This is a genomic window from Pseudomonas sp. W2Aug9 (genome assembly GCF_023127755.1).
Lineage (GTDB): Bacteria > Pseudomonadota > Gammaproteobacteria > Pseudomonadales > Pseudomonadaceae > Aquipseudomonas > Aquipseudomonas synxantha_A.
Window position 1 is genome coordinate 98,493 of record NZ_SPKL01000009.1, and the last position, 18,952, is coordinate 117,444.

16 protein-coding genes and 1 pseudogene are annotated in these 18,952 nt (G+C 60.9%); 6 read left to right on the forward strand and 11 right to left on the reverse strand.

Annotation, left to right across the window (positions count from 1 at the left end):
* Positions 1–6: 6 nt before the first annotated feature.
* The 6 genes from uvrA to lexA form a co-directional block, all read right to left on the reverse strand.
* Positions 7–2,526 (reverse strand): excinuclease ABC subunit UvrA, encoded by a 2,520-nt coding sequence (gene uvrA / locus E3O56_RS06840; protein ID WP_248128022.1) that lies wholly within the window; start codon positions 2,524–2,526, stop codon positions 7–9.
* On the reverse strand, positions 2,523–4,235 hold the full coding sequence (locus E3O56_RS06845) for an ATP-binding protein (RefSeq protein WP_103734968.1): 1,713 nt from the start codon (positions 4,233–4,235) through the stop codon (positions 2,523–2,525). The genes uvrA and E3O56_RS06845 overlap by 4 nt, the downstream gene beginning before the upstream one ends.
* A gap of 101 nt (positions 4,236–4,336) precedes the next feature.
* Entirely contained in the window at positions 4,337–7,408 is a 3,072-nt protein-coding gene (locus E3O56_RS06850) for an error-prone DNA polymerase (RefSeq protein ID WP_248128023.1), read from the reverse strand.
* A 22-nt stretch (positions 7,409–7,430) separates the two neighbouring features.
* Complete coding sequence (locus E3O56_RS06855; protein ID WP_248128024.1) at positions 7,431–8,846, reverse strand: DNA polymerase Y family protein; 1,416 nt, start codon at positions 8,844–8,846, stop codon at positions 7,431–7,433.
* 7 nt (positions 8,847–8,853) lie between these two features.
* Positions 8,854–9,468 carry a translesion DNA synthesis-associated protein ImuA gene (gene imuA, locus E3O56_RS06860; protein WP_248128025.1) on the reverse strand — a complete coding sequence of 205 codons (615 nt, stop codon included), beginning with the start codon at positions 9,466–9,468 and terminating at the stop codon, positions 8,854–8,856.
* Positions 9,468–10,085 carry a transcriptional repressor LexA gene (gene lexA / locus E3O56_RS06865; protein ID WP_248128026.1) on the reverse strand — a complete coding sequence of 206 codons (618 nt, stop codon included), beginning with the start codon at positions 10,083–10,085 and terminating at the stop codon, positions 9,468–9,470. The genes imuA and lexA overlap by 1 nt, the downstream gene beginning before the upstream one ends.
* 109 nt (positions 10,086–10,194) lie before the next feature.
* On the opposite strand from lexA, the pseudogene E3O56_RS06870 reads away from it, so the two are divergent.
* Positions 10,195–10,384: pseudogene (locus E3O56_RS06870) on the forward strand (alpha/beta hydrolase); the annotation flags it as partial.
* Between the two features lie 191 nt (positions 10,385–10,575).
* Here the strand turns inward: E3O56_RS06870 and E3O56_RS06875 are convergent.
* A complete protein-coding gene (locus E3O56_RS06875) occupies positions 10,576–11,736 on the reverse strand; it encodes an alpha-hydroxy acid oxidase (RefSeq protein ID WP_032880790.1) in 1,161 nt (386 codons plus the stop codon).
* 120 nt (positions 11,737–11,856) lie between these two features.
* Between E3O56_RS06875 and E3O56_RS06880 the strand changes: the two genes are divergently transcribed.
* Positions 11,857–12,639, forward strand: a complete 783-nt coding sequence (locus tag E3O56_RS06880) for a DeoR/GlpR family DNA-binding transcription regulator (RefSeq protein WP_103734966.1) — start codon at positions 11,857–11,859, stop codon at positions 12,637–12,639.
* A gap of 8 nt (positions 12,640–12,647) precedes the next feature.
* Here E3O56_RS06880 and acpP read toward each other — a convergent pair whose 3' ends face one another.
* The 3 genes from acpP to E3O56_RS06895 all read right to left on the reverse strand — a co-directional run bounded on the left by acpP (position 12,648) and on the right by E3O56_RS06895 (position 13,834).
* On the reverse strand, positions 12,648–12,887 hold the full coding sequence (gene acpP / locus E3O56_RS06885) for an acyl carrier protein (protein ID WP_248128027.1): 240 nt from the start codon (positions 12,885–12,887) through the stop codon (positions 12,648–12,650).
* Positions 12,888–13,190: 303 nt separating this feature from the next.
* A complete protein-coding gene (locus E3O56_RS06890) occupies positions 13,191–13,622 on the reverse strand; it encodes a DNA methylase (protein ID WP_103734964.1) in 432 nt (143 codons plus the stop codon).
* 2 nt (positions 13,623–13,624) lie between these two features.
* Entirely contained in the window at positions 13,625–13,834 is a 210-nt protein-coding gene (locus E3O56_RS06895; protein WP_032880786.1) for a hypothetical protein, read from the reverse strand.
* Between the two features lie 197 nt (positions 13,835–14,031).
* On the opposite strand from E3O56_RS06895, the gene E3O56_RS06900 reads away from it, so the two are divergent.
* Positions 14,032–14,535, forward strand: a complete 504-nt coding sequence (locus tag E3O56_RS06900; RefSeq protein ID WP_248128028.1) for a DUF4142 domain-containing protein — start codon at positions 14,032–14,034, stop codon at positions 14,533–14,535.
* 27 nt (positions 14,536–14,562) lie between these two features.
* Positions 14,563–15,123, forward strand: a complete 561-nt coding sequence (locus E3O56_RS06905; RefSeq protein ID WP_078821187.1) for a type 1 glutamine amidotransferase domain-containing protein — start codon at positions 14,563–14,565, stop codon at positions 15,121–15,123.
* Positions 15,124–15,183: 60 nt separating this feature from the next.
* Here the strand turns inward: E3O56_RS06905 and E3O56_RS06910 are convergent, their stop codons facing one another.
* Positions 15,184–15,390 (reverse strand): hypothetical protein, encoded by a 207-nt coding sequence (locus E3O56_RS06910; RefSeq protein ID WP_248128029.1) that lies wholly within the window; start codon positions 15,388–15,390, stop codon positions 15,184–15,186.
* Between the two features lie 287 nt (positions 15,391–15,677).
* Here E3O56_RS06910 and E3O56_RS06915 point away from each other — a divergent pair, with 287 nt between their 5' ends.
* Together E3O56_RS06915 and E3O56_RS06920 are read left to right on the forward strand one after the other, a co-directional pair.
* Positions 15,678–16,154, forward strand: a complete 477-nt coding sequence (locus E3O56_RS06915; RefSeq protein ID WP_032880783.1) for a hemerythrin domain-containing protein — start codon at positions 15,678–15,680, stop codon at positions 16,152–16,154.
* A gap of 177 nt (positions 16,155–16,331) precedes the next feature.
* Positions 16,332–18,941 carry a Tc toxin subunit A gene (locus E3O56_RS06920; RefSeq protein WP_248128030.1) on the forward strand — a complete coding sequence of 870 codons (2,610 nt, stop codon included), beginning with the start codon at positions 16,332–16,334 and terminating at the stop codon, positions 18,939–18,941.
* The last annotated feature ends 11 nt before the right edge of the window (positions 18,942–18,952 follow it).

The window sequence follows — 18,952 nt, forward strand, 5'->3', positions numbered from 1 at the left end:
CAACTGCTAGGTCAGCGCCTGGGTTAGATAAGGCGCGGTTCGGCTGTGCTTGCTTTTGGCAACCTTGTGCGGCGTACCACACGCCACCACCTTCCCGCCCAGGTCCCCTGCCCCCGGCCCGATGTCAATCACCCAGTCACTCTGGGCCACGACGCGCATCTCATGCTCGACCACAACCACGGTATGCCCCGCATCGACCAGTTGATTCAACTGGCTGAGCAAGCGGTCGACATCCTTGGGGTGCAAGCCGGTGGTCGGCTCGTCGAGCACATACAACGTAGCGCCGCGGGCGTTGCGTTGCAGTTCGCTGGCGAGCTTGATGCGCTGGGCTTCACCGCCGGACAGTTCGGTGGCCGGCTGGCCAAGGCGCAGATAGCCCAGGCCGATATCGCGCAGCACCTGCAACGAGCGCAGTACGCCAGGCTGTTCGGCAAAGACTTCCACTGCCTGCTCGACCGTCAAGCCCAGTACCTGGGCGATGTTCAAACCCTGCCATTTGATCGCCAAGGTCTCGGGGTTGTAACGCGCACCGTGGCAAGTGGGGCACGGCGCGTACACGCTGGGCATAAACAGCAGCTCAACGCTGACAAAGCCTTCACCCTCGCAGTTCGGGCACCGGCCCTTGGCGACATTGAACGAAAACTGCCCGGCGTCGTAAGCGCGTTTCTTGGCCGCCGGCGTAGCGGCGAACAGCTTGCGCACGTTGTCGAACAGCCCGGTGTAGGTCGCCAGGTTAGAGCGCGGCGTGCGGCCGATAGGTTTCTGGTCCACCTGCACCAGGCGGCGAATGTGTTCCAGCCCGGCACTGATGCGCCCGCCACTGGCTTGCGGTGCGGCGTCTTCCAGGCTTGGCTCGTCGTCATTTTCCAGCACGCGCCCAAGGCCCGTGGCCACCAGTTCCAGCAACGCCTGGCTGACCAGGCTGGATTTGCCCGAGCCGGAAATACCGGTTACCGCGGTAAAGCAGCCCAGCGGGAAGTCCACCTTCAGGTCATCCAGGTTATTGCGCGTCACGCCTTCGAGCTTCAGCCAGGCAGTGGGCTCGCGCCGCGCCACGTTGGCCGGGCGCTGTGGAGCAAACAGGTATTCACGGGTCTGCGACGCCTCGATAGCCTCCAACCCCGCAGGCGGCCCGCTGTACAGCACCTGCCCGCCATGCTCACCGGCTGCCGGGCCCACGTCGATCAACCAGTCGGCGCGGCGCATGGTTTCCAGGTCGTGCTCCACTACAAACAATGAATTGCCCGCGGCCTTCAAGCGCTCAAGCGCACTGAACAACGCTTCGCCGTCCGCCGGATGCAGGCCCGCCGAGGGCTCGTCCAGCACATAGATGACGCCAAACAACTGCGAGCCCAGCTGGGTCGCCAGGCGCAAACGCTGCAACTCTCCGGAGGACAAGGTCGGCGTGCTGCGTTCCAGCGACAGATAGCCCAGCCCCAACTCGATCAGGGTGTTCACCCGTTCGAGCAAGTCCTGGGCGATGCGTTGGGCTGCCAGACGCTTTTCCACCGACAATTTCATCTTGTCCTGCCCCGCCGCCACCGGCCGCAGCAATTGGGCCAATTGCGCCAGGGACAGTTGTGACAACTCTCCGATATCCACCCCGGCAAACTTCACCGACAGTGCCGCCTGGGTCAGGCGCTTGCCGTGGCATAACGGGCAGGCACTGCCTTGCATGAACTGCGACACACGCTTTTTCATGAGTGCGCTTTGGGTATGGGCGAAGGTGTGCAGGATGTAGCGCCGTGCGCCGCTGAAAGTGCCCTGGTAGCTGGGTTCGAGCTTGCGTTTCAACGCATCGCGGGTCTGCTGCGGGGTAAAGCCGGCGTATACCGGCACGGTGGGGGTTTCTTCGGTGAACAGGATCCAGTCGCGCTGTTTTTTCGGCAGGTCACGCCAGGGGATGTCGACGTCATAGCCCAGGGTCACAAGGATGTCGCGCAGGTTCTGGCCCTGCCAGGCCAGCGGCCAGGACGCCACCGCACGCTGGCGGATGGTCAAGGACGGATCGGGCACCATCAGCGCTTCGGTCACTTCATACACGCGGCCCAAGCCATGGCATTGCGGGCACGCGCCCTGGGGCAGGTTCGGGGAAAAGTCCTCGGCATACAGCATGGCCTGCCCCGGCGGGTAGCTGCCGGCGCGTGAATACAGCATACGGATCAAGCTCGACAGCGTGGTGACGCTGCCCACCGAAGAGCGCGCACTCGGCGTGCCACGTTGCTGTTGCAGGGCCACCGCCGGCGGCAAGCCCTCGATGCTGTCCACATCCGGCACGCCCACCTGGTCGATCAAGCGTCGCGCATAGGGCGCCACCGATTCGAAATAGCGACGCTGCGCCTCGGCATACACGGTGGAAAACGCCAGGGACGATTTGCCGGAGCCGGATACCCCGGTAAACACCACCAGGGCATCGCGTGGAATATCCACATCGACGTTACGCAGATTATGTTCACGGGCGCCACGCACCCTGACAAAGCCCGGTTGCTGGGCGGTAACCGCAGGGATGTTGCGCTGTGATGTCATGGGCAACCTTGTCTTGCACTGAGCACCCTGCGCACGCGTTGAGTCAGGGCCTCGGGGCTGTAGGGTTTGCTCAGCAAGTGGATGTCGGCGCCGAGCAAATGATTGGAGGACAGGATGTCGCGGGTGTGGCCGGAGGTGAACAGCACCGCCACCGGCGGGTTCTGCGTACGCGCCCAAGTGGCCAGGTCAGTGCTCTTGACCCGGCCTGGCATCACCACGTCGGTGAAGATCAGGTCCGGCGCTGCGCCGCGCTGCAACACCTGCATCGCGCGGTCGCCATCTTCGGCGGTCAATACGGTATAACCCGACTGCTGCAGCAACTCGACCACCGTCAGGCGCACGCCTTCGTTGTCCTCGACCACCAGGATGGTTTCCTGGCCGCCACCTTGCGGGTCCACGTCACTGTAGTCGTCGAGGCACTCGGGCTCCAGGCTGTGGGGGAAGTACATCTGCACCAGTGAGCCCTTGCCCTCCTCGCTCCACATATCCACATGCCCGCCGCTTTGGCGCACAAAACCAAACACCATGCTCAGCCCCAGACCGGTGCCGTGGCCTTCGCGTTTGGTGGTAAAGAAGGGTTCGAAGGCGCGCTTGAGGGTGGCCTGGGACATGCCCACACCGGTGTCGGCCACCGCCAGGCGCACATACTCGCCAGGCTTGATGCTTTTGCCGATGCAATCGTCAGGGTTGAGGATGACGTTTTCCCCGGTGATCCGAATCACCCCTTCGCCCTGCATGGCATCCCGGGCGTTGATAGCCAGGTTGAGCAAGGCGTTTTCCAGCTGGTTACGGTCGACATTGATGCACCAGGAGTCCTGGGGCAATTGCACGTCGATATGGATGGTTTCCCCCAGCGCCCGTTGCAGCAACTCGCCCAGGCCGGCATAAATGCGCTGCGGGTTGTACACCGCGGGTGATAACGGTTGGCGACGGGCAAACGCCAGCAATTGCGATGACAACTTGGCCCCACGCTCGACTGCCGCGATGGCCGCGGTCACGCGACGTTGCACCTGGCAATTGTCCGGCTCATGCCGGGCAAGCAAATGCAGATTGCCGGCGATCACTTGCAGCAGGTTATTGAAGTCATGGGCCACGCCCCCGGTCAGGCCGCCAATCGCTTCCAGCTTTTGTGACTGGCGCAACTGGTCTTCGGCGGCAGAGCGCGCCTGCACCTCGGCGGCCACGCGTTGCTCCAGATTATGGGTAAGCTCCTGGCGTACCCGCTCGGACTTCACCAACTCGGTGGTTTCCACCACAATCGCCAGCACGCCGGCCGGCTGCTGGTTGTCACCCGCCACCGGGCTGTAGTAGAGATCCAGCCACACGCTTTCCGGTCGGCCGTGACGCGACAACACCAGTTCCTTGTTATTGAACGACAAGGTACCGCCCGCCAGGCACGTATCCACCACATGCCGATTGAACTCGGCCACTTCCGGCCAGCCCAGTTCCACCGGCGTGCCCAACAGGTAAGGATGGCGCCCGCCGGCAAATGCCGAATAGCTGTCGTTGTAGATCATGTACCCCGCCTGCCCCCACAGCATCACCATCGGCACGGGTGAGGCCAGCATCATTTGCACGGTGCAAGCCAGGCTTGTGGACCACTGATCCAAAGGGCCAAGGTCGGTAGTTGACCAGTCAAAGGTGCGTATCCGCTGAGCCATTTCGCCGGCCCAGCCTTCACAGCCGTGGGGGTTGGATAAAAATTGCATCATTGGGCTCTGTGCGCAGGAGAGGACGATCGCAAGTTTTGGAGCGCGCCGACGGTGGATGGTTTCATCTTGTGTACGCTGGAATGCAGAAACCACTGAACTCAATGAAAATCCCGGCTGCGCACCACCATGCCATCCAACAGCGGCGTCAAATCGGTCAGGCGCCCTGCGATCAAATGCCGCACCTCGCCCACCGCCTCCCAGCGCCCATCCACCTTGAGCAGGCGCGACCCCACCAGCGCCCTGCGCTGGCGCTCGGCCAGGTCGCGCCAGACCACTACATTGAGGTTGCCGAATTCATCTTCGAGGGTGACAAAGGTCACGCCACTGGCCGTACCAGGGCGCTGGCGACCGGTCACCAACCCGGCGATGCTCACATTGCGCCCATGCTCCACCGCCAGCAACTCTTGGGAACTGCGGCAGCGTCGCTTGCGCAGCTCGGCGCGCAACAAGGCCAAGGGGTGCGGCCCAAGGGTGGTGCCCAGCGTGGCGTAATCGGCTTGCAGGTCCTCGCCTACGCTGGGCACGGGTAATGCCACCACGGTTTCATCCTGACCTGGCTGGCCGGCAAACAAGCCGAGCTGCTTGTGCACACCGGCCACGTCCCAACGCGCCTGGTGTCGGTTGCCGGCCAGGGCGCGCAACGCACCGGCATCCGCCAGCAGCGCCTGGGCCCGGGCATCCAGGCCGGCGCGTGCGTCCAGGTCGGCGATGTCGCTGAACGGTTGCCGGTGGCGTGCGGCTTCGATACGCCGCCCGTCGTCCTCGCGAAACCCCGAGATCATGCGCAAGCCCATACGAATCGCCGGTTGCTGGCCATCGATGGGCTCCAGGCTGCAATCCCAGTCACTGGCCTGCACATCCACCGGGCGAATCTGCAAGCGATGGCGCCGGGCGTCCTGCAGAATCTGGTCCGGGCTGTAGAAACCCATGGGCCAGCTATTGATCAGGGCGCAGGCAAAGGCCGCCGGTTCATGGCATTTGAGCCAGCAACTGGCGTAGGTCAACAGGGCAAAACTGGCCGCGTGGGACTCGGGGAAACCATAGCTGCCAAAGCCTTTGATCTGCTCGAAAATCTGCGCGGCAAAGGCTTCGGTGTAGCCGTTGCCGAGCATACCGTCGCGCAGGCGCTTCTGGTGCGGCTCCAGGCCGCCGTGACGTTTCCAGGCGGCCATGGAGCGGCGCAACTGGTCGGCCTCGCCAGGGCTGTAGTCGGCGGCGACCATCGCGATCTGCATCACTTGTTCCTGGAACAAAGGGATACCCAGGGTGCGTTTAAGCACGGCCTCCAATTCGGGTGAAGGATAGGTTTCTGCTTCCTCTTTGTTTCTGCGGCGCAAATACGGATGCACCATGCCGCCCTGAATCGGCCCAGGGCGCACGATGGCGACTTCGATCACCAGGTCATAGAACGTTTGCGGCTTGAGCCTGGGCAACATCGACATCTGCGCCCGCGATTCGATCTGGAACACGCCGATGGTGTCAGCCTTGCTGATCATGGCGTAGGTCGCCGGATCCTCCTTTGGGATGCCTGCCAGGCTCAAATCCAGGTTGCGATGCCGACGCAGTAAATCGAAACAGCGGCGGATTGCGCTGAGCATACCGAGGGCGAGGATATCCACCTTGAGCAGGCCGACGGCGTCGAGGTCATCCTTGTCCCACTGGATGATGGTGCGCTCGGCCATGGCCGCATTTTCCACTGGCACCAGGGTGTCCAGCGGGTATTCGGAAATCACGAAACCGCCGGGGTGCTGGGACAGGTGCCGGGGAAAGCCGATCAGTTGCCGGGTGAGCGTCAACACGCGGCGCAGCAGTGGGCTGTCCGGATCGAAACCGCTTTCACGCAGGCGTTCAAGAGGTGGCGCGTCATCACTCCAGCGCCCGCAGCAGTCGGCCAACGCGTTGATCTGGTCTGGTGGCAGCCCGAGGGCCTTGGCTACATCGCGCACTGCGCCGGCGGCGTGGTAGCTGCTGACCACCGCCGTCAACGCTGCACGATTGCGGCCGTAGCGCTGAAATACGTATTGCAGCACTTCTTCGCGGCGCTCGTGCTCGAAGTCTACGTCGATGTCCGGCGGTTCATTGCGCTCTTTGGAAAGGAAGCGCTCGAACAGCAAGTCGCTCAAGCTCGGGTTGATTTCGGTGATACCCAAGGCAAAACACACCGCCGAATTGGCCGCCGAGCCACGACCCTGACACAGGATCGAGCGGCTGCGGGCGAAGCGCACGATGTCGTGCACCGTGAGGAAATAACTTTCGTAGCCCAACTCGCTGATCAGCAGCAGCTCCTTGTCGATCTGCTGCAAGGTCTTGGCATCGACGCCCTCGGGCCAGCGCCGGGCAATGCCTTCTTCGGTCACCGCACGCAACCAGGAGGCGGCGTCATGACCTGTCGGCACCAGTTCGCGTGGGTAGTGATAGCGCAACTGGCTGAGGTCGAAGGTACAACGCCGCGCAATCGCCAGGGTTTCGTCAAGCAGCGCTTGCGGGTACAGCGCGGTCAGGGCATCGAGGCTGCGCAAGTGCCGCTCGCCATTGGGATGCAACAAGGTACCGGCGTCGGCCACCGCGACGTGATGGCGGATGGCGGTCATGGTGTCTTGCAGGGCACGGCGGCCACGAGCATGCATGTGCACATCGCCGCAAGCCACCGCCGGGATCTGCAACCGGGCGGCCAGGTTCAGACGCTGCTCCAGGTGGCGCCCATCGTCCTGGCCGCAATGCAGCTGCACTGCCAGCCACAGGCGCCCGTTGAAAGTGCGGCACAGCCATTGGATCGAGGCCTGGGTGTCATGGTCCTGCGCCACCCACAGCGCCAACAGGCCGGGCAATGGTTGCTCGAAGTCTTCCTGCAGCAGGCGGTAACGGCCTTTTTCAGCACGGCGACGGGCCAGGGTGATCAGACGGCACAGATGCTGGTAGCCGTTGAGGTCTTGCACCAGCAGCACCAGTTTGGGGCCGTTTTCGATGCGCACTTCACTGCCGATAATCAGCGGCAAATCCACCGCTTTCGCTGCTTGCCAGGCCCGTACGATGCCCGACAAGGTGCATTCATCAGTGATTGCCAGGGCGCTGTAGCCCTGGTGTTTGGCCCGCTGGAACAGCTCCAGTGCACTGGAGGCACCGCGCTGGAAGCTGAAGTTGGACAGGCAATGCAGTTCGGCGTAACTCATGCGCTACTCGCTCCTACCGAGCTCATGCAAACCAGCCTTGCAGCCACAGTCCATCGCTGCACCCCACATTGCGGTAGGCCCAGCCTTGCTGGCCGGCGCGGGTCTGGATCAGGTAATAGTCGCGGCGGATATCGGCGCCATCCCACCAGCCGGATTCGATGCGCTCCGGGCCCATCAGAATGTGCACGCCCTGCTCGGCCAGCAGCGTCGGTTCGGACAGCAACCAGCCGGGGCGCCGCACCTTGCTCAAGCTCGGGCATGGACGGCTGTCGGTCGCGGCTTGCCAGGCGCATTCGGGACGATGGTCAGCGTGAAAGCGCAGGCCCTGCACTGCCTCATCCCCCAGGCGCGCACGCAAGCGTTCGCGCAATTGTTCCCACGGCAGGGTTTGCTGCGGACGGTCGTCGAACAGGTCCTGGCGCTGGGGCACGAACACCGGCAAGTCCTCGGCCACCAGGCGCAAACCGCGCACCGGCGAGGTGACCTGGACCTGTTCCAGGCGGCCACGGGCCAGCTCGAACAGCATCAAAGGCTCACGCTCGGCACTGAGCAAGCCCACCTTGATCACGCTGTCGGGCGCCTGGGCATGTTCCAGGTGCAGGTCAAAGCGCTGCACGCCACTGTCGCGCCCGCAAAGGAAGGCCGACAAGTCGCCGGTCAAGCGCCGCAATGGAAACAGCAAGGCCTGGTGGGATTGCACATCGAAGTTCAACTCGATGCGCGCCTCGAACTGGTCCGGCGGCTGATAGAACGCCAGGGCCAAGGGGCGTTGCCCGCTCAAGGCGTCGAGGTGCTTGAGCAGGCTGGCGTCAAAACGTCGCGCCAGGGTATGCCGCGGCAATGCCTGCACCTGGGCCAGGGTGCGCAGGCCCATGCGTGACAAGGCGGTGGCGGCCTGCGGGTCAAGACCGGCGCGGTCGACAGGCAGTGGCGCCAGGGCCTGCATCAAGGCGTTGTCATCGGCCACGGCCAGGCCATCGTAAAGGTTTGCCAACACCCGCGCCGCCGCCGGATTGGGCGCTGCGACGATGCGGTGACGAAAGCCAAGGTCGGTCAACTCCTTGCGCAAGCGCGCCTCGAACTGCGACCAGGGCCCGAACAGGCCCAGGCTCGATTCGATCTCGAACAACAAGGCGCGCGGGTAATACAGGCTGACCTGGGAACTGAAACGGTAGGCCCAGGCGGCAAGCAACTGCTGCAAGCGCTCGATTTCCAGAGGGTCGTATTCCACACAGGCAAAGCCCTTGGCCAGGGCATGGGCTGCCGTCAACGATTGACCAGGGCGCAAGCCCAGGGCGCGGGCGGCGGCGTTGACGGTTTGCAGCACACGCCGCTGCGGCGTGCCGGCCAGCAGTGCCAGAGGCTGGTCAGGTTCGGGATGCACACGCTGCGCCCCGTCCAGCGCCAATTGCGGGAATACGATACAGACCCAACGCATGGCAACCTCAATGCCCCGCCAGGGCAATCGGTGCCGGATGGGCCAACCCGCCCCGGCACTTGAGCACGCGCACTTGTGCAGGCTTTGCCTCGACCGCCAGGCGCAAGGCCGCGGGCGAGGCATTGACCGCCTCATTCAAGGAGCGCCAGGCAAATGCCAGGGTCTGTCCGGTTTCCGCCGCCACCTGCAAGCGCCGCAAGGCCCGATCATCGGCCTTGCGCGGCCAGCACAACACCGCACCGCAACTGCCGGAGCGCAGGCATTGTTCCACCGCCCACAGCGCATCGCGCTCCTGGGCCTGGATAATGGAAAGCTGACGCACATCTACCCCGGCGTTCTGCCAGGCATGGGGATACGGCGTATAGGGCGGCGCCACCAGCACAATGCGCTCACCCAGGGCCGACAAGCGTGCCAGGGTTGGCAGCACCAGTTGCAATTCGCCCACCCCGTCCTTGGCCATGAGGATTTCACTCAAGGCCGCTTCTGGCCAGCCGCCAGTGGGCAGCACCGCATCCAGCGCCGCCAGCCCCGTGGGGTGCACGCTGGCCGGTCGTGCGGCGGGCCGGCCCTTCCAGACTCGCCCGCCATTGAACAGCGAGTCCAGGGCAACCACGGCGCCCATCAGCCTTGCCTCACCAGGCCACAGAACACCCCTTCGATGGCCAGGTCCTGGTCGGGGCCGACCACAATGGGTTGATATGCCGGGTTGCGCGGCAATAAACGCACCCGCTCGCCGTTGCGCTCAAAACGCTTGATGGTGACCTCACCATCCAGACGCGCCACCACAATCTGCCCGTTCAAGGCTTCGGCACTGCGACGTACGCCCACCAGGTCGCCGTCGAGAATGCCATCTTCGATCATCGAATCGCCCTGTACTCGCAGCAGGTAGTCAGGGGTCTTGGCGAAAGTGGCCGGATCCAGTTGCAAGTGGCTGTGCACGTCCGCATCGGCACCGATGGGCCGGCCAGCCGCCACGCGGCCAAGTACCGGGACATCCAGCCACTCGGGACGCGCGGGTTGATTGAGCAAACGAATGCCACGGGCCTGGTTGGGGTTGACCTCCATGAAACCGGCTTCGGTCAAGGCCACCACATGCTTGCGGGCGACGCTGCGCGAGGCGAAGCCGAACGCCTCGGCGATCTCGGCGAGGCTGGGGGGCTGGCCTTGGTGCGCGATGCGCTCGCGAATGAAGGTCAGGATGGCGGTACGGCGGGGAGTCAGGTTGGTCATGGAGTACATTTGTACTCCTGTAGGAAATTTCTGACAACAACCGTCAGTCGGCGATCAACTGCCTGGTCATCACCGCATAAATATCTACACAACTTTGTAGCTACCGCACGTAACCACGCGCTTCAGCCAGCAATTATTTGAAGCCGCCCAGCAACCCCAAGCAATTGTTATGGGTGCCCGTTGCCAGCCATAACAACAGCATGAGCCTGGCCGGTCGCAACTATGGCAAGACGCTGGAAAACCTGATGCGCACGCAGATACCCGCCCGGGTAGTGACACACTCCACAGGGCGCGACAACGCGTCATAAATACACTTTTCGACACTGGGTTCGCGTTTGGCTGTCAAGCGCAAACCCTGCCCATACTGGCTCGAAACACAAGTTGATCAAATAATGATCTTCACGCAAATCGCCAACGCAGCCGGGCCTTCGCAAAGTTATCCACAGAGATACCCACGGTTTTCGTGGACAACTCTTTTTATATTTTTACGTTTTTTTGCTCAGGCAGCACTTTCAGGAAAGGTGCCAGGCAGCAAAATTTCGCGGTTCACATCGCGTATATCGTTATAGCCACACAGCGCCATCGACACGTCCAACTCACGGGCGATGATATCGAGCGCCTTTGTCACGCCCGCCTCACCCATCGCCCCCAGGCCATACAAGTGCGGGCGACCGATCATGGTGCCCCTGGCGCCCAGCGCCATGGCCTTGAGCACGTCCTGGCCGGAACGAATACCACCGTCGAGCCACACTTCAATACGGTTGCCTACGGCCTCAACAATGGCGGGCAACTGGCTGATACTCGACGGCGCGCCATCGAGTTGCCGACCACCGTGGTTGCTCACCACCAACGCATCCGCGCCGGAGTCGGCCGCCAGGCGCGCATCCTCCACGTCAAGGATGCCCTTGATGATCAACTTGCCGCCCCAGCACCGCTTGATCCACTCCACATCGTCCCAACTCAGGCGCGGGTCAAATTGCTGGGCAGTCCAGGACGACAGCGAACTCATGTCGGCCACGCCCTTCACATGCCCGACGATATTGCCGAAGCCACGCCGCTGGGTGCCGAGCATACCCATGACCCAGCGCGGTTTGGTCATCATGTTGAGGATATTGGGCAGGGTCAGTTTGGGCGGTGCCGACAAGCCGTTGATCAAGTCCTTGTGGCGTTGCCCCAGGATCTGCAAATCCAGCGTCAGCACCAGCGCATCCACCCCGGCAGCCTTGGCGCGTTCGATCAGTTGCTCGATAAACCCACGGTCGCGCATCACATAAAGCTGGAACCAGAATGGCTGGCCGACATGCTCGGCAATGTCTTCCAGCGAGCAAATACTCATGGTCGACAAGGTGTAGCGCAGGCCGAACGCCGCAGCGGCTCGTGCGGTCAGGATCTCGCCATCGGCATGTTGCATACCTGCCAGGCCGGTAGGTGCCAGGGCCACGGGCATGGCCATGTCCTGGCCAATCATGCTGGCGCGGATCGAACGCTCATCAATATTGCGTGCCACGCGCTGACGGAACTTGATGCGCGCAAAATCGCTTTCATTGGCGCGGTAGGTGCTCTCAGTCCAGGAGCCGGAATCGGCGTAGTCGTAGAACATCCGGGGTACACGTTTTTGCGCCAGCTTTCGTAAGTCTTCGATGGTTGTGATCAACGACATCGGGTCACCTCTCCCTGAACTGAACACAGAGAGTAACCGGCCATCGCCCACGCAACCAGCCGTTGCGTTTAACGCGCCCGACGATTAATCTCGCACAAACCCGCAAAACAGCGCACAAACATGCACAACACCCATCAAGCCATTGACCTGCCTTCCCTACGCAAACAAAAAATTCTGTTGTTGCTCGAACGCGACGGCAAGGTCACGGCTTCCGAGCTGGTCGAGCATTTCGCCGTGTCCCAGGACACCATTCGCCGCGACCTCGGCGAACTCGCCGCCGCCGGTTTACTGCAGCGCGTACACGGCGGCGCCCTGCCCCGGCCCAAGGACACCGGCAAGGATTTCTTCACTCGTGTCGGCGAAACCACCGAGGTCAAACGCCACCTCGCGCGCCTGGCGGCCGAGCGAGTTGAAGACGGCCAGATCGTGCTGTTCGATTCCGGCTCCACCACCCTGCAGATCGCCCAGTCACTGCCGCAGGCGATCCACCTGACGGTGGTCACCCCATCGCCGATGATCGCCATCGCCCTGGCGGACCATCCGCATGTAACGCTGATCCTGGCCGGAGGCCAACTCAACCCCGCCACCCTTTCAACCGGCGGGCATGAAGCGCTACGCCTGATCCAGAGCATCAAGGCCGACCTGCTGTTTACCGGCGTGTGCGCACTGCACCCGCAAGTGGGCATTACCTCGCTGCATTTTGCCGAAGTGGCAGTCAAGCAAGCCTTGATAGACAGCGCGTCCCAAGTGGTTGCAGTGACAACCTCAGACAAACTCGGTGCAGTGGAACCGTTTGTGGTGGCACCGTGCAGCCGTATTCATACGCTCATTACCGAATGGGATGCGCCGGGGGTGGAGGCTTATGAGCAATCAGGCATCGAAGTGCTACGGATGGAGGTTTGATTGCAGCATTAACGCTTAACCACTTTCGTAATGACATTGATCGCCTGTTGCACCGTGGTTATGTTTTCGGCGACATCGTCTGGAATTTCGAAAAAAAACTCTTCCTCCAAAAACATGACGAGTTCAACAAGGGTCGTAGAGTCGGCACCCAGGTCATCAATGAAAGATGCCTCATTACTAAACTCAGCCTCAGAAATCCCTAAATGATCAGACACTATTTTTCTAACACGTTGCTCTATATCAGCCATTTTTGCATACCCTTGCTCAACGTTATCGAAACCCAGCCGTTTGAGGCCGGCGTGTAAACGCCTTTAAAGATACGCACAGGTAAAAAAGCTTCTACTGTCAGAGTTGACAGTCAGCTATATCGGTTCGCAATAAGCAACGACTGTGTATCCATAGATATCGTTCGATGCTTAAAAACCTGCCGTTTTAGACCTAGTAAAGAGTTCAGCCCTGACGGCGGGTCACTTATAAAAAAAGCCCGACAGTGCCACCTTTTGGCTCCTCGCCCAGACTCCAACCAGTGCAGCCCACATACAGCGTTGGCATCAAAACAACATATCCGCCGCGTCGCGCATGAAAATCTCGATGGTCTTGGGACCTACGCCATCGAACGCCGCCAAGCGTTGTTCAAACGCCTGGCGATCTTCGCTGGCCTGCCGAATCCCGGTAATCTTGCCGCCGTAATCGGCATTGAGCCGGGCACTCAGGTCCAACAGGCGCTGCGCCGTGGTTTCGTCATACCGCACGTAATGCGCCCGCCCCAACATCGCCACTAACTCCCGCGATGTACAGTGCTGCAATTTGCGCGGCGTATCACGCCCCTCCTCCTCAATGATCACCTTGTAAGCCTGGGCAGCGATGGGCGCCTGGATGCGTTTGCCCATCAGGAAGCTGGCGATGAACCACTTGAACAGACTGGCGTCATCATCGGGTTTTAGCTCGATGCCCAACTGGGCAGCGCTGATGGAGCGGGCCATGCTCAATGCCCTTTGTCGAGCTTCTCGTTGATCGCATCCGTCTGGCGTTCAATGTCCTTGATCGAGGTGGGTGTCACCACTTTGTCGATGGTTTCGGTCTTCGGGTTCGCACGCTCCAGCGTCTGCCCTTTCAGACCTTCAGCCTTACCCTTCTGCGCGTCTTCAGAGCTGACGGGGTCGGGGGTTTTATCGGCGCTCTTGTGTTCGTTCACAGTGCAATCTCCTGCCTATAACGGCCTTCCAAACAGTGGCGGCCTTATGCAGCAGAACACGCTGAATTTGAATTGGTTCAAGGAAATTGCCACACCTGACCGTTGGGCAAACACGCGCAAAAAAAATTAAACCTTTTGCTCGCCCCCCCGCTCAACACTTGGGTACGGCATCGCGCCATTTCCTGAGGAGAGACACCATGACAACTCGACTGATGAAACAAATGGGCCTGACGTTCGCACTCGTTGCCGGCTCGATTTCGACCGCTATGGCGGCCACGTCCAACGACTTTGTCGACAACGCCGCCGAGGGCGGTATTACCGAGGTGGAAGCCGGCAAGCTGGCGCTGGAAAAAAGCAGCTCGGCAGACGTAAAAACCTTTGCGCAGCATATGGTGACCGACCATACCAAAGCCAATAACGAGCTGATGGCCTTGGCAAAAAAACTCGATATCGAGGTTCCGGATGACGCCGCCCTGACCGACAAGGCGAAGAAAGCGATTCTGGAAATGCGCGACGAATCGTTCGACAAGGCCTACGCCAACAACCAGGTGGCCGCCCATGAAAAAACCGTAGAACTGTTCAAGAAAGAAGCGGCCTCTTCGGACAGTGCCGAGCTGAAGGCTTTCGCCACCAAGACGCTGCCAACCCTTGAAGCTCACTTGAAAATGGCCAAGGAACTGCAAAGCAAATACGCCAAATAATCAACCTGACACCGGAGGCATCTGAGTATGAGTTCGCAACTCACGGGTAAGAAAATCCTCGTCATCACGTCCAACACCGGGATCGAGCGCGACGAGCTGCTCAAACCCCTGGAAACCCTGCGTGGCTATGGCGCGACGGTGACGCACGCCTCCAGCAAGGGCGGCACCACCCAGACCTTTGTCGGCGATACCGAAAAGGACGGGACAGTTGAGTCCGATGTGCAATTGTCTGATGTGGTCGGCAGCAACTTCGATGCATTGGTCATCCCGGGCGGGACGGTGAATGCCGACACTTTGCGTCAGGATGCCGCGGCGCTGCGCTTGATCAACGAGTTCGCTCAGGCCGGCAAGACCATCGCAGCGATCTGCCACGGCCCGTGGGCGCTGATCGACGCAGGCGTGGTCAAGGGCAAAACCCTGACCTCGTACAAAAGCGTACGCATCGACTTGGAAAACGCTGGCGCTGCGGGCGTAGTGGATGCTGAGGTCAAGGAATGCAAAGCCAATGGCTGGACCTTGATCACCTCACGGACGCCGGACGATTTGCCGGCGTTCAATGAGGCGATTGCCAGAGCTGTGGCCGGCTGATCATGGCTAACGAATGACAACAGGCGCCCATGGGCGCCTGTTTTTATATGGCTCACCGACTCAGCTCTTGCGATGCTCGGCCATCTCGCGCTTGGGGCCGGACACCGCCCATGCGATCAACCCCAACAGCGGCACAAAAACCAGTACCACCACCCACAGTCCCTTGGTCTCCCAGCCACCGGTACTGCGCAAGACGATATTGATCGCCCACAGTTCCAAGAGCAGCAGAATCACTGCCAATATGATCCAGATATATTCTATTTGCATGATTCACCTCCTGAGGTCTAAAGGTTAGGTCAAGCAGATCGCTCAAGGGTTCCATTAGAATTTTCAGGAACGCTCACGCGAGCCCGGCACGTGACCGGCAGGAGTGCGTTGTGCAATCTCGAAAGGGCCAGACCATGCAAGCTGCACGACGAACCCGCCCATATAAATCCCTATCTATTTGATTTAAATAGTTATTTAACCCCGATTAAAGTTGGTACGGCTGATGCAATTCCCTCACTACGAGGCGTGCGTTTCGACATGCCCGACAACTACCCGTGAGGTTGCACATGAATGCCATCGACCTGCTTAAAGCCGACCATGAACGCGTCAAGACCCTGCTGACCCAACTAAGCGAGTCCACCGAGCGCGGGGTTAAAAAGCGCACCGAGTTGCTAGCCAAGCTCGAGATGGAAATCACCCTGCACACCAAGCTCGAAGAAGAAATCCTTTATCCCGCTTTTAGAAAAGCCGGTGGCAAGGAGCAAGACATCATGTACCACGAGGCCAAGGAAGAGCACCGTACCGTCGACTCGCTGGTGCTGCCCGACCTGAAGCAGACCGAACCCTCCTCCACCGAATTTTCAGGCCGTGTGAAAGTGGTCAAGGAACTGCTTGAGCACCACATCGAAGAGGAAGAAACGGAGATGTTTCCCCAGGCGAAAAAACTGCTGGGCAAGGCAATACTTGAAGAGCTGGGGGCCGAAATGGAGGCGATGAAAGCGGCCTACAAAAAGGCCTCGACCAACAAACCCCTCGCGGCCTGATTGACCCGCAAATGAAAGCTCAAGCGACGGCCCCACGGGGTCTGTCGCGCTATCGAGCTTCACCAGTGATTTCTCCTCGCCTACTCGGCGACCCGGCCGACCGAGCCGGCCTGGACGCCCATGCTAGCGTGCCGTTGCCCATGGCATTGGCACTGGGCTTTCAGGAGATTCACCAAAATGGACACGCATTCGCCCACCTACACCAGGCTCTTCAAGGAAGACTGGGAGCTGCTTTGCTCGGCTTCCTCCATGGCTGCAGTCGATTCACCGGCAGCCTATCTAAAGGCGCTGTATTTATTTGCCCAGGTGCTTGAGGACAGCGGAAAAGGCCGAGCCGGCAAAGTCACCCTGGACCAGCGGCGACCTGAGCTCAAGGCATTGCCCATCGACGAACACAGCCTGACGGCTGTGATCCCCCAACTGTCGATCATTAATGAAACCCTCACTCACCAGATCGACACATACCTTGGAAAGACCACCGGTGAAAACCGTGGACGCTCGCTGGATACGGTGCTTGGTCTTCAACGTTTTCCGTTCGCACTGCCGTTTGAACGAGCCCATCGGCAATGCTGGCTCAGCTTGTCCGCAGGCAAGCCGCAACTGGGTGAACTCAGCTATCGCATCAGTCTGAAGCTGCCCATTACCCAACGCGCTCAGAACGCCTACGGCGTCGTCAGGCACGCGGCCTATGAAGCACAGCGATTGCTGTGCGGCTTGAGCCCTGCACAGCAAAACTTGTTGACGGAACCGTTTCTGGAAAACTCGGGGAATGTGCACGCCACTGAGTTTTTCGCGCGGCACTATGGCCTCCAGGAGGAGTCGCTCAGAAAAACGCCCCATTGGCTGCACCAAACCGCTCTGACTCGCGACCAGGCTCAGGCATTACTGGCATGTGGCAGGTACCTGCCGGTGCTCTCGGGCAATGTATCTGCCGCCGCACTGCCAAGGCCGACGCCAGAGCTGCAGACACATGAACGGGCAGCCTACGTGAACGGCCCAATAACCAGCAATGCCGAGACGCGGCAACCGCTGTCGATAGAGCACACAGAACTGCAAAACACCTCATGGAACCGCTACCAGCGCCTGCACCGAATGATTCGCCTGCAACGCTGGACGCAACTGCCGTTTGAGGATCTGGACGCGCTGTTGATCAGCGTTGTGCGACGTGAGCAGGATGCTGATCCGCATCAGCCCTGCAACGACAATACCCTGCGGGCGCTGGGTGTCTACCGCTACCTGGAGCGGCGTCATGGCCTGCCACTTGAAGAGTTTGCGGCGATGCTGGATGAGCTTCCTGTGTGGGCGTCGGGCAATCGCCTGTCGCTGTACGACCAGGTGTTCAACCACGCTTCAATGCCCGGCGAGACACTGCGGGTGGATGTGCCAAATCTGGCGCTGCATGAAGCGCTGCCGGACAACCTGCGACATCGGCTGTGTGCCGGTCTGAACCTTGGGGACACCCCCGACGCCTTGCATTGGCTGATCGGACAGGCGCGTCAATACCTGCCTTCGCCTTGCCGAACGCTGACGTTCTATAGCGCCCTGTACCGCCAGGCCCGGATCGCACGGTTGTTCGGGTTATCGGTGCTCGACAGTCATCACGTGGCGGCACTGCTCGGCGGTACGGATTACACAGCCCAACTGGTCACCCCCTCCCTACGCAGCTCCGGCGTCAATGCACCGCCAGACATGCTCGATATGCTGATGCAAATGGATTGGCTGCTCGGTTGGCTCAAGGACGCGCGCCAATCGGTTGATCAACTTCGCCGTCGTTTAGTCCTGGAGGAAGACGCACAGCCGGCCCGGATCCAGGCGTACCTCACCCAGCTTGATGACCTGGTGCAATTGACCCGACAGGGGCTGCTGGCGCAAGAAGACATCGCTGACCTTACGCTGCCCCAGCCCGAACCAGACACCAGGGCCGCGCCCATTCCCTGGCATGCCCTCATCGTCCAGGGCCTGCTGCACAGCCACCCCCAGCTCAAGCCGCCAGCCCCCAGCGAACTGCCCAAGGCACTTGTGCAACTCATTGAAGCTCGAACCCTGAGCCTGGACCCGACCCGCAACGCAACCCTGCACGCCGATGCCAAACACGCAGTGACCAAGAAGCTCGGCGAGTTCTATCGGCAGCTGCAGCCCTTGAAGGACAAAATCGATGCGCTGTTCAGCGCCCCATCGCATTTGCCTGGCGATCCGGCACTGTACCTGCAATCGCGCAAGCTCGCCGCCCGACAGATTGCCCGTGCGGCCACCGCCCAATCGCCCCTTGACCTGGTCAAACATCTGCTGCTGCTGTTGCCGGACGCCGAAGTGTTATTGGAGCTGACGGTGAGCCGCCAGACCCTGCACACCTTTTTGCTCCACCCGCACTGGTTGAGCCAGGAGCAGACGCAAGGCTCGCTGCTCAAGCTGACACTGAACACGCTGTACCTGCTGCAGCGCTTTGCCCACTGCCTCGACACCTATGGGCTTGCCCAACACAGCGTTCTCGATTACCTGCAACGCGCCAACACACCCTCTGCGGCAAACGTCGACACCTCGGCCAGCCCACGACTGGCCGCCCTGCTCAAGTGGGACGCCGGCGAGATCGAGCATCTGGTCGACCATCTCCCGAACAAACAGGTAAAAACCCTGGCCGACCTGGACTGGATCCTGCGTTGCCACCAAACCGTCAGACTCACCGGGCTCTGTGCCAAAACCCTGCTCAAGGCGACCGACCTGCACGCCACATTGATGAATGAGGACTGGAAACACGTCGGTTCGGCATTGATCACTACCGCCCCATAACACCGCTTTGT

Excerpts from the sequence above, each read along its gene's own strand:
- E3O56_RS06900 (WP_248128028.1), top strand. The coding sequence starts at position 14,032 with ATGACAACTCGACTGATGAAACAAATGGGCCTGACGTTCGCACTCGTT.
- lexA (WP_248128026.1), bottom strand. The coding sequence starts at position 10,085 with ATGTACTCCATGACCAACCTGACTCCCCGCCGTACCGCCATCCTGACC.
- E3O56_RS06845 (WP_103734968.1), bottom strand. The coding sequence starts at position 4,235 with ATGCAATTTTTATCCAACCCCCACGGCTGTGAAGGCTGGGCCGGCGAA.
- imuA (WP_248128025.1), bottom strand. The coding sequence starts at position 9,468 with ATGGGCGCCGTGGTTGCCCTGGACTCGCTGTTCAATGGCGGGCGAGTC.
- acpP (WP_248128027.1), bottom strand. The coding sequence starts at position 12,887 with ATGGCTGATATAGAGCAACGTGTTAGAAAAATAGTGTCTGATCATTTA.
- uvrA (WP_248128022.1), bottom strand. The coding sequence starts at position 2,526 with ATGACATCACAGCGCAACATCCCTGCGGTTACCGCCCAGCAACCGGGC.
- E3O56_RS06920 (WP_248128030.1), top strand. The coding sequence starts at position 16,332 with ATGGACACGCATTCGCCCACCTACACCAGGCTCTTCAAGGAAGACTGG.
- E3O56_RS06915 (WP_032880783.1), top strand. The coding sequence starts at position 15,678 with ATGAATGCCATCGACCTGCTTAAAGCCGACCATGAACGCGTCAAGACC.
- E3O56_RS06910 (WP_248128029.1), bottom strand. The coding sequence starts at position 15,390 with ATGCAAATAGAATATATCTGGATCATATTGGCAGTGATTCTGCTGCTC.
- E3O56_RS06850 (WP_248128023.1), bottom strand. The coding sequence starts at position 7,408 with ATGAGTTACGCCGAACTGCATTGCCTGTCCAACTTCAGCTTCCAGCGC.
- E3O56_RS06875 (WP_032880790.1), bottom strand. The coding sequence starts at position 11,736 with ATGTCGTTGATCACAACCATCGAAGACTTACGAAAGCTGGCGCAAAAA.
- E3O56_RS06890 (WP_103734964.1), bottom strand. The coding sequence starts at position 13,622 with ATGGCCCGCTCCATCAGCGCTGCCCAGTTGGGCATCGAGCTAAAACCC.
- E3O56_RS06855 (WP_248128024.1), bottom strand. The coding sequence starts at position 8,846 with ATGCGTTGGGTCTGTATCGTATTCCCGCAATTGGCGCTGGACGGGGCG.
- E3O56_RS06880 (WP_103734966.1), top strand. The coding sequence starts at position 11,857 with ATGCACAACACCCATCAAGCCATTGACCTGCCTTCCCTACGCAAACAA.
- E3O56_RS06905 (WP_078821187.1), top strand. The coding sequence starts at position 14,563 with ATGAGTTCGCAACTCACGGGTAAGAAAATCCTCGTCATCACGTCCAAC.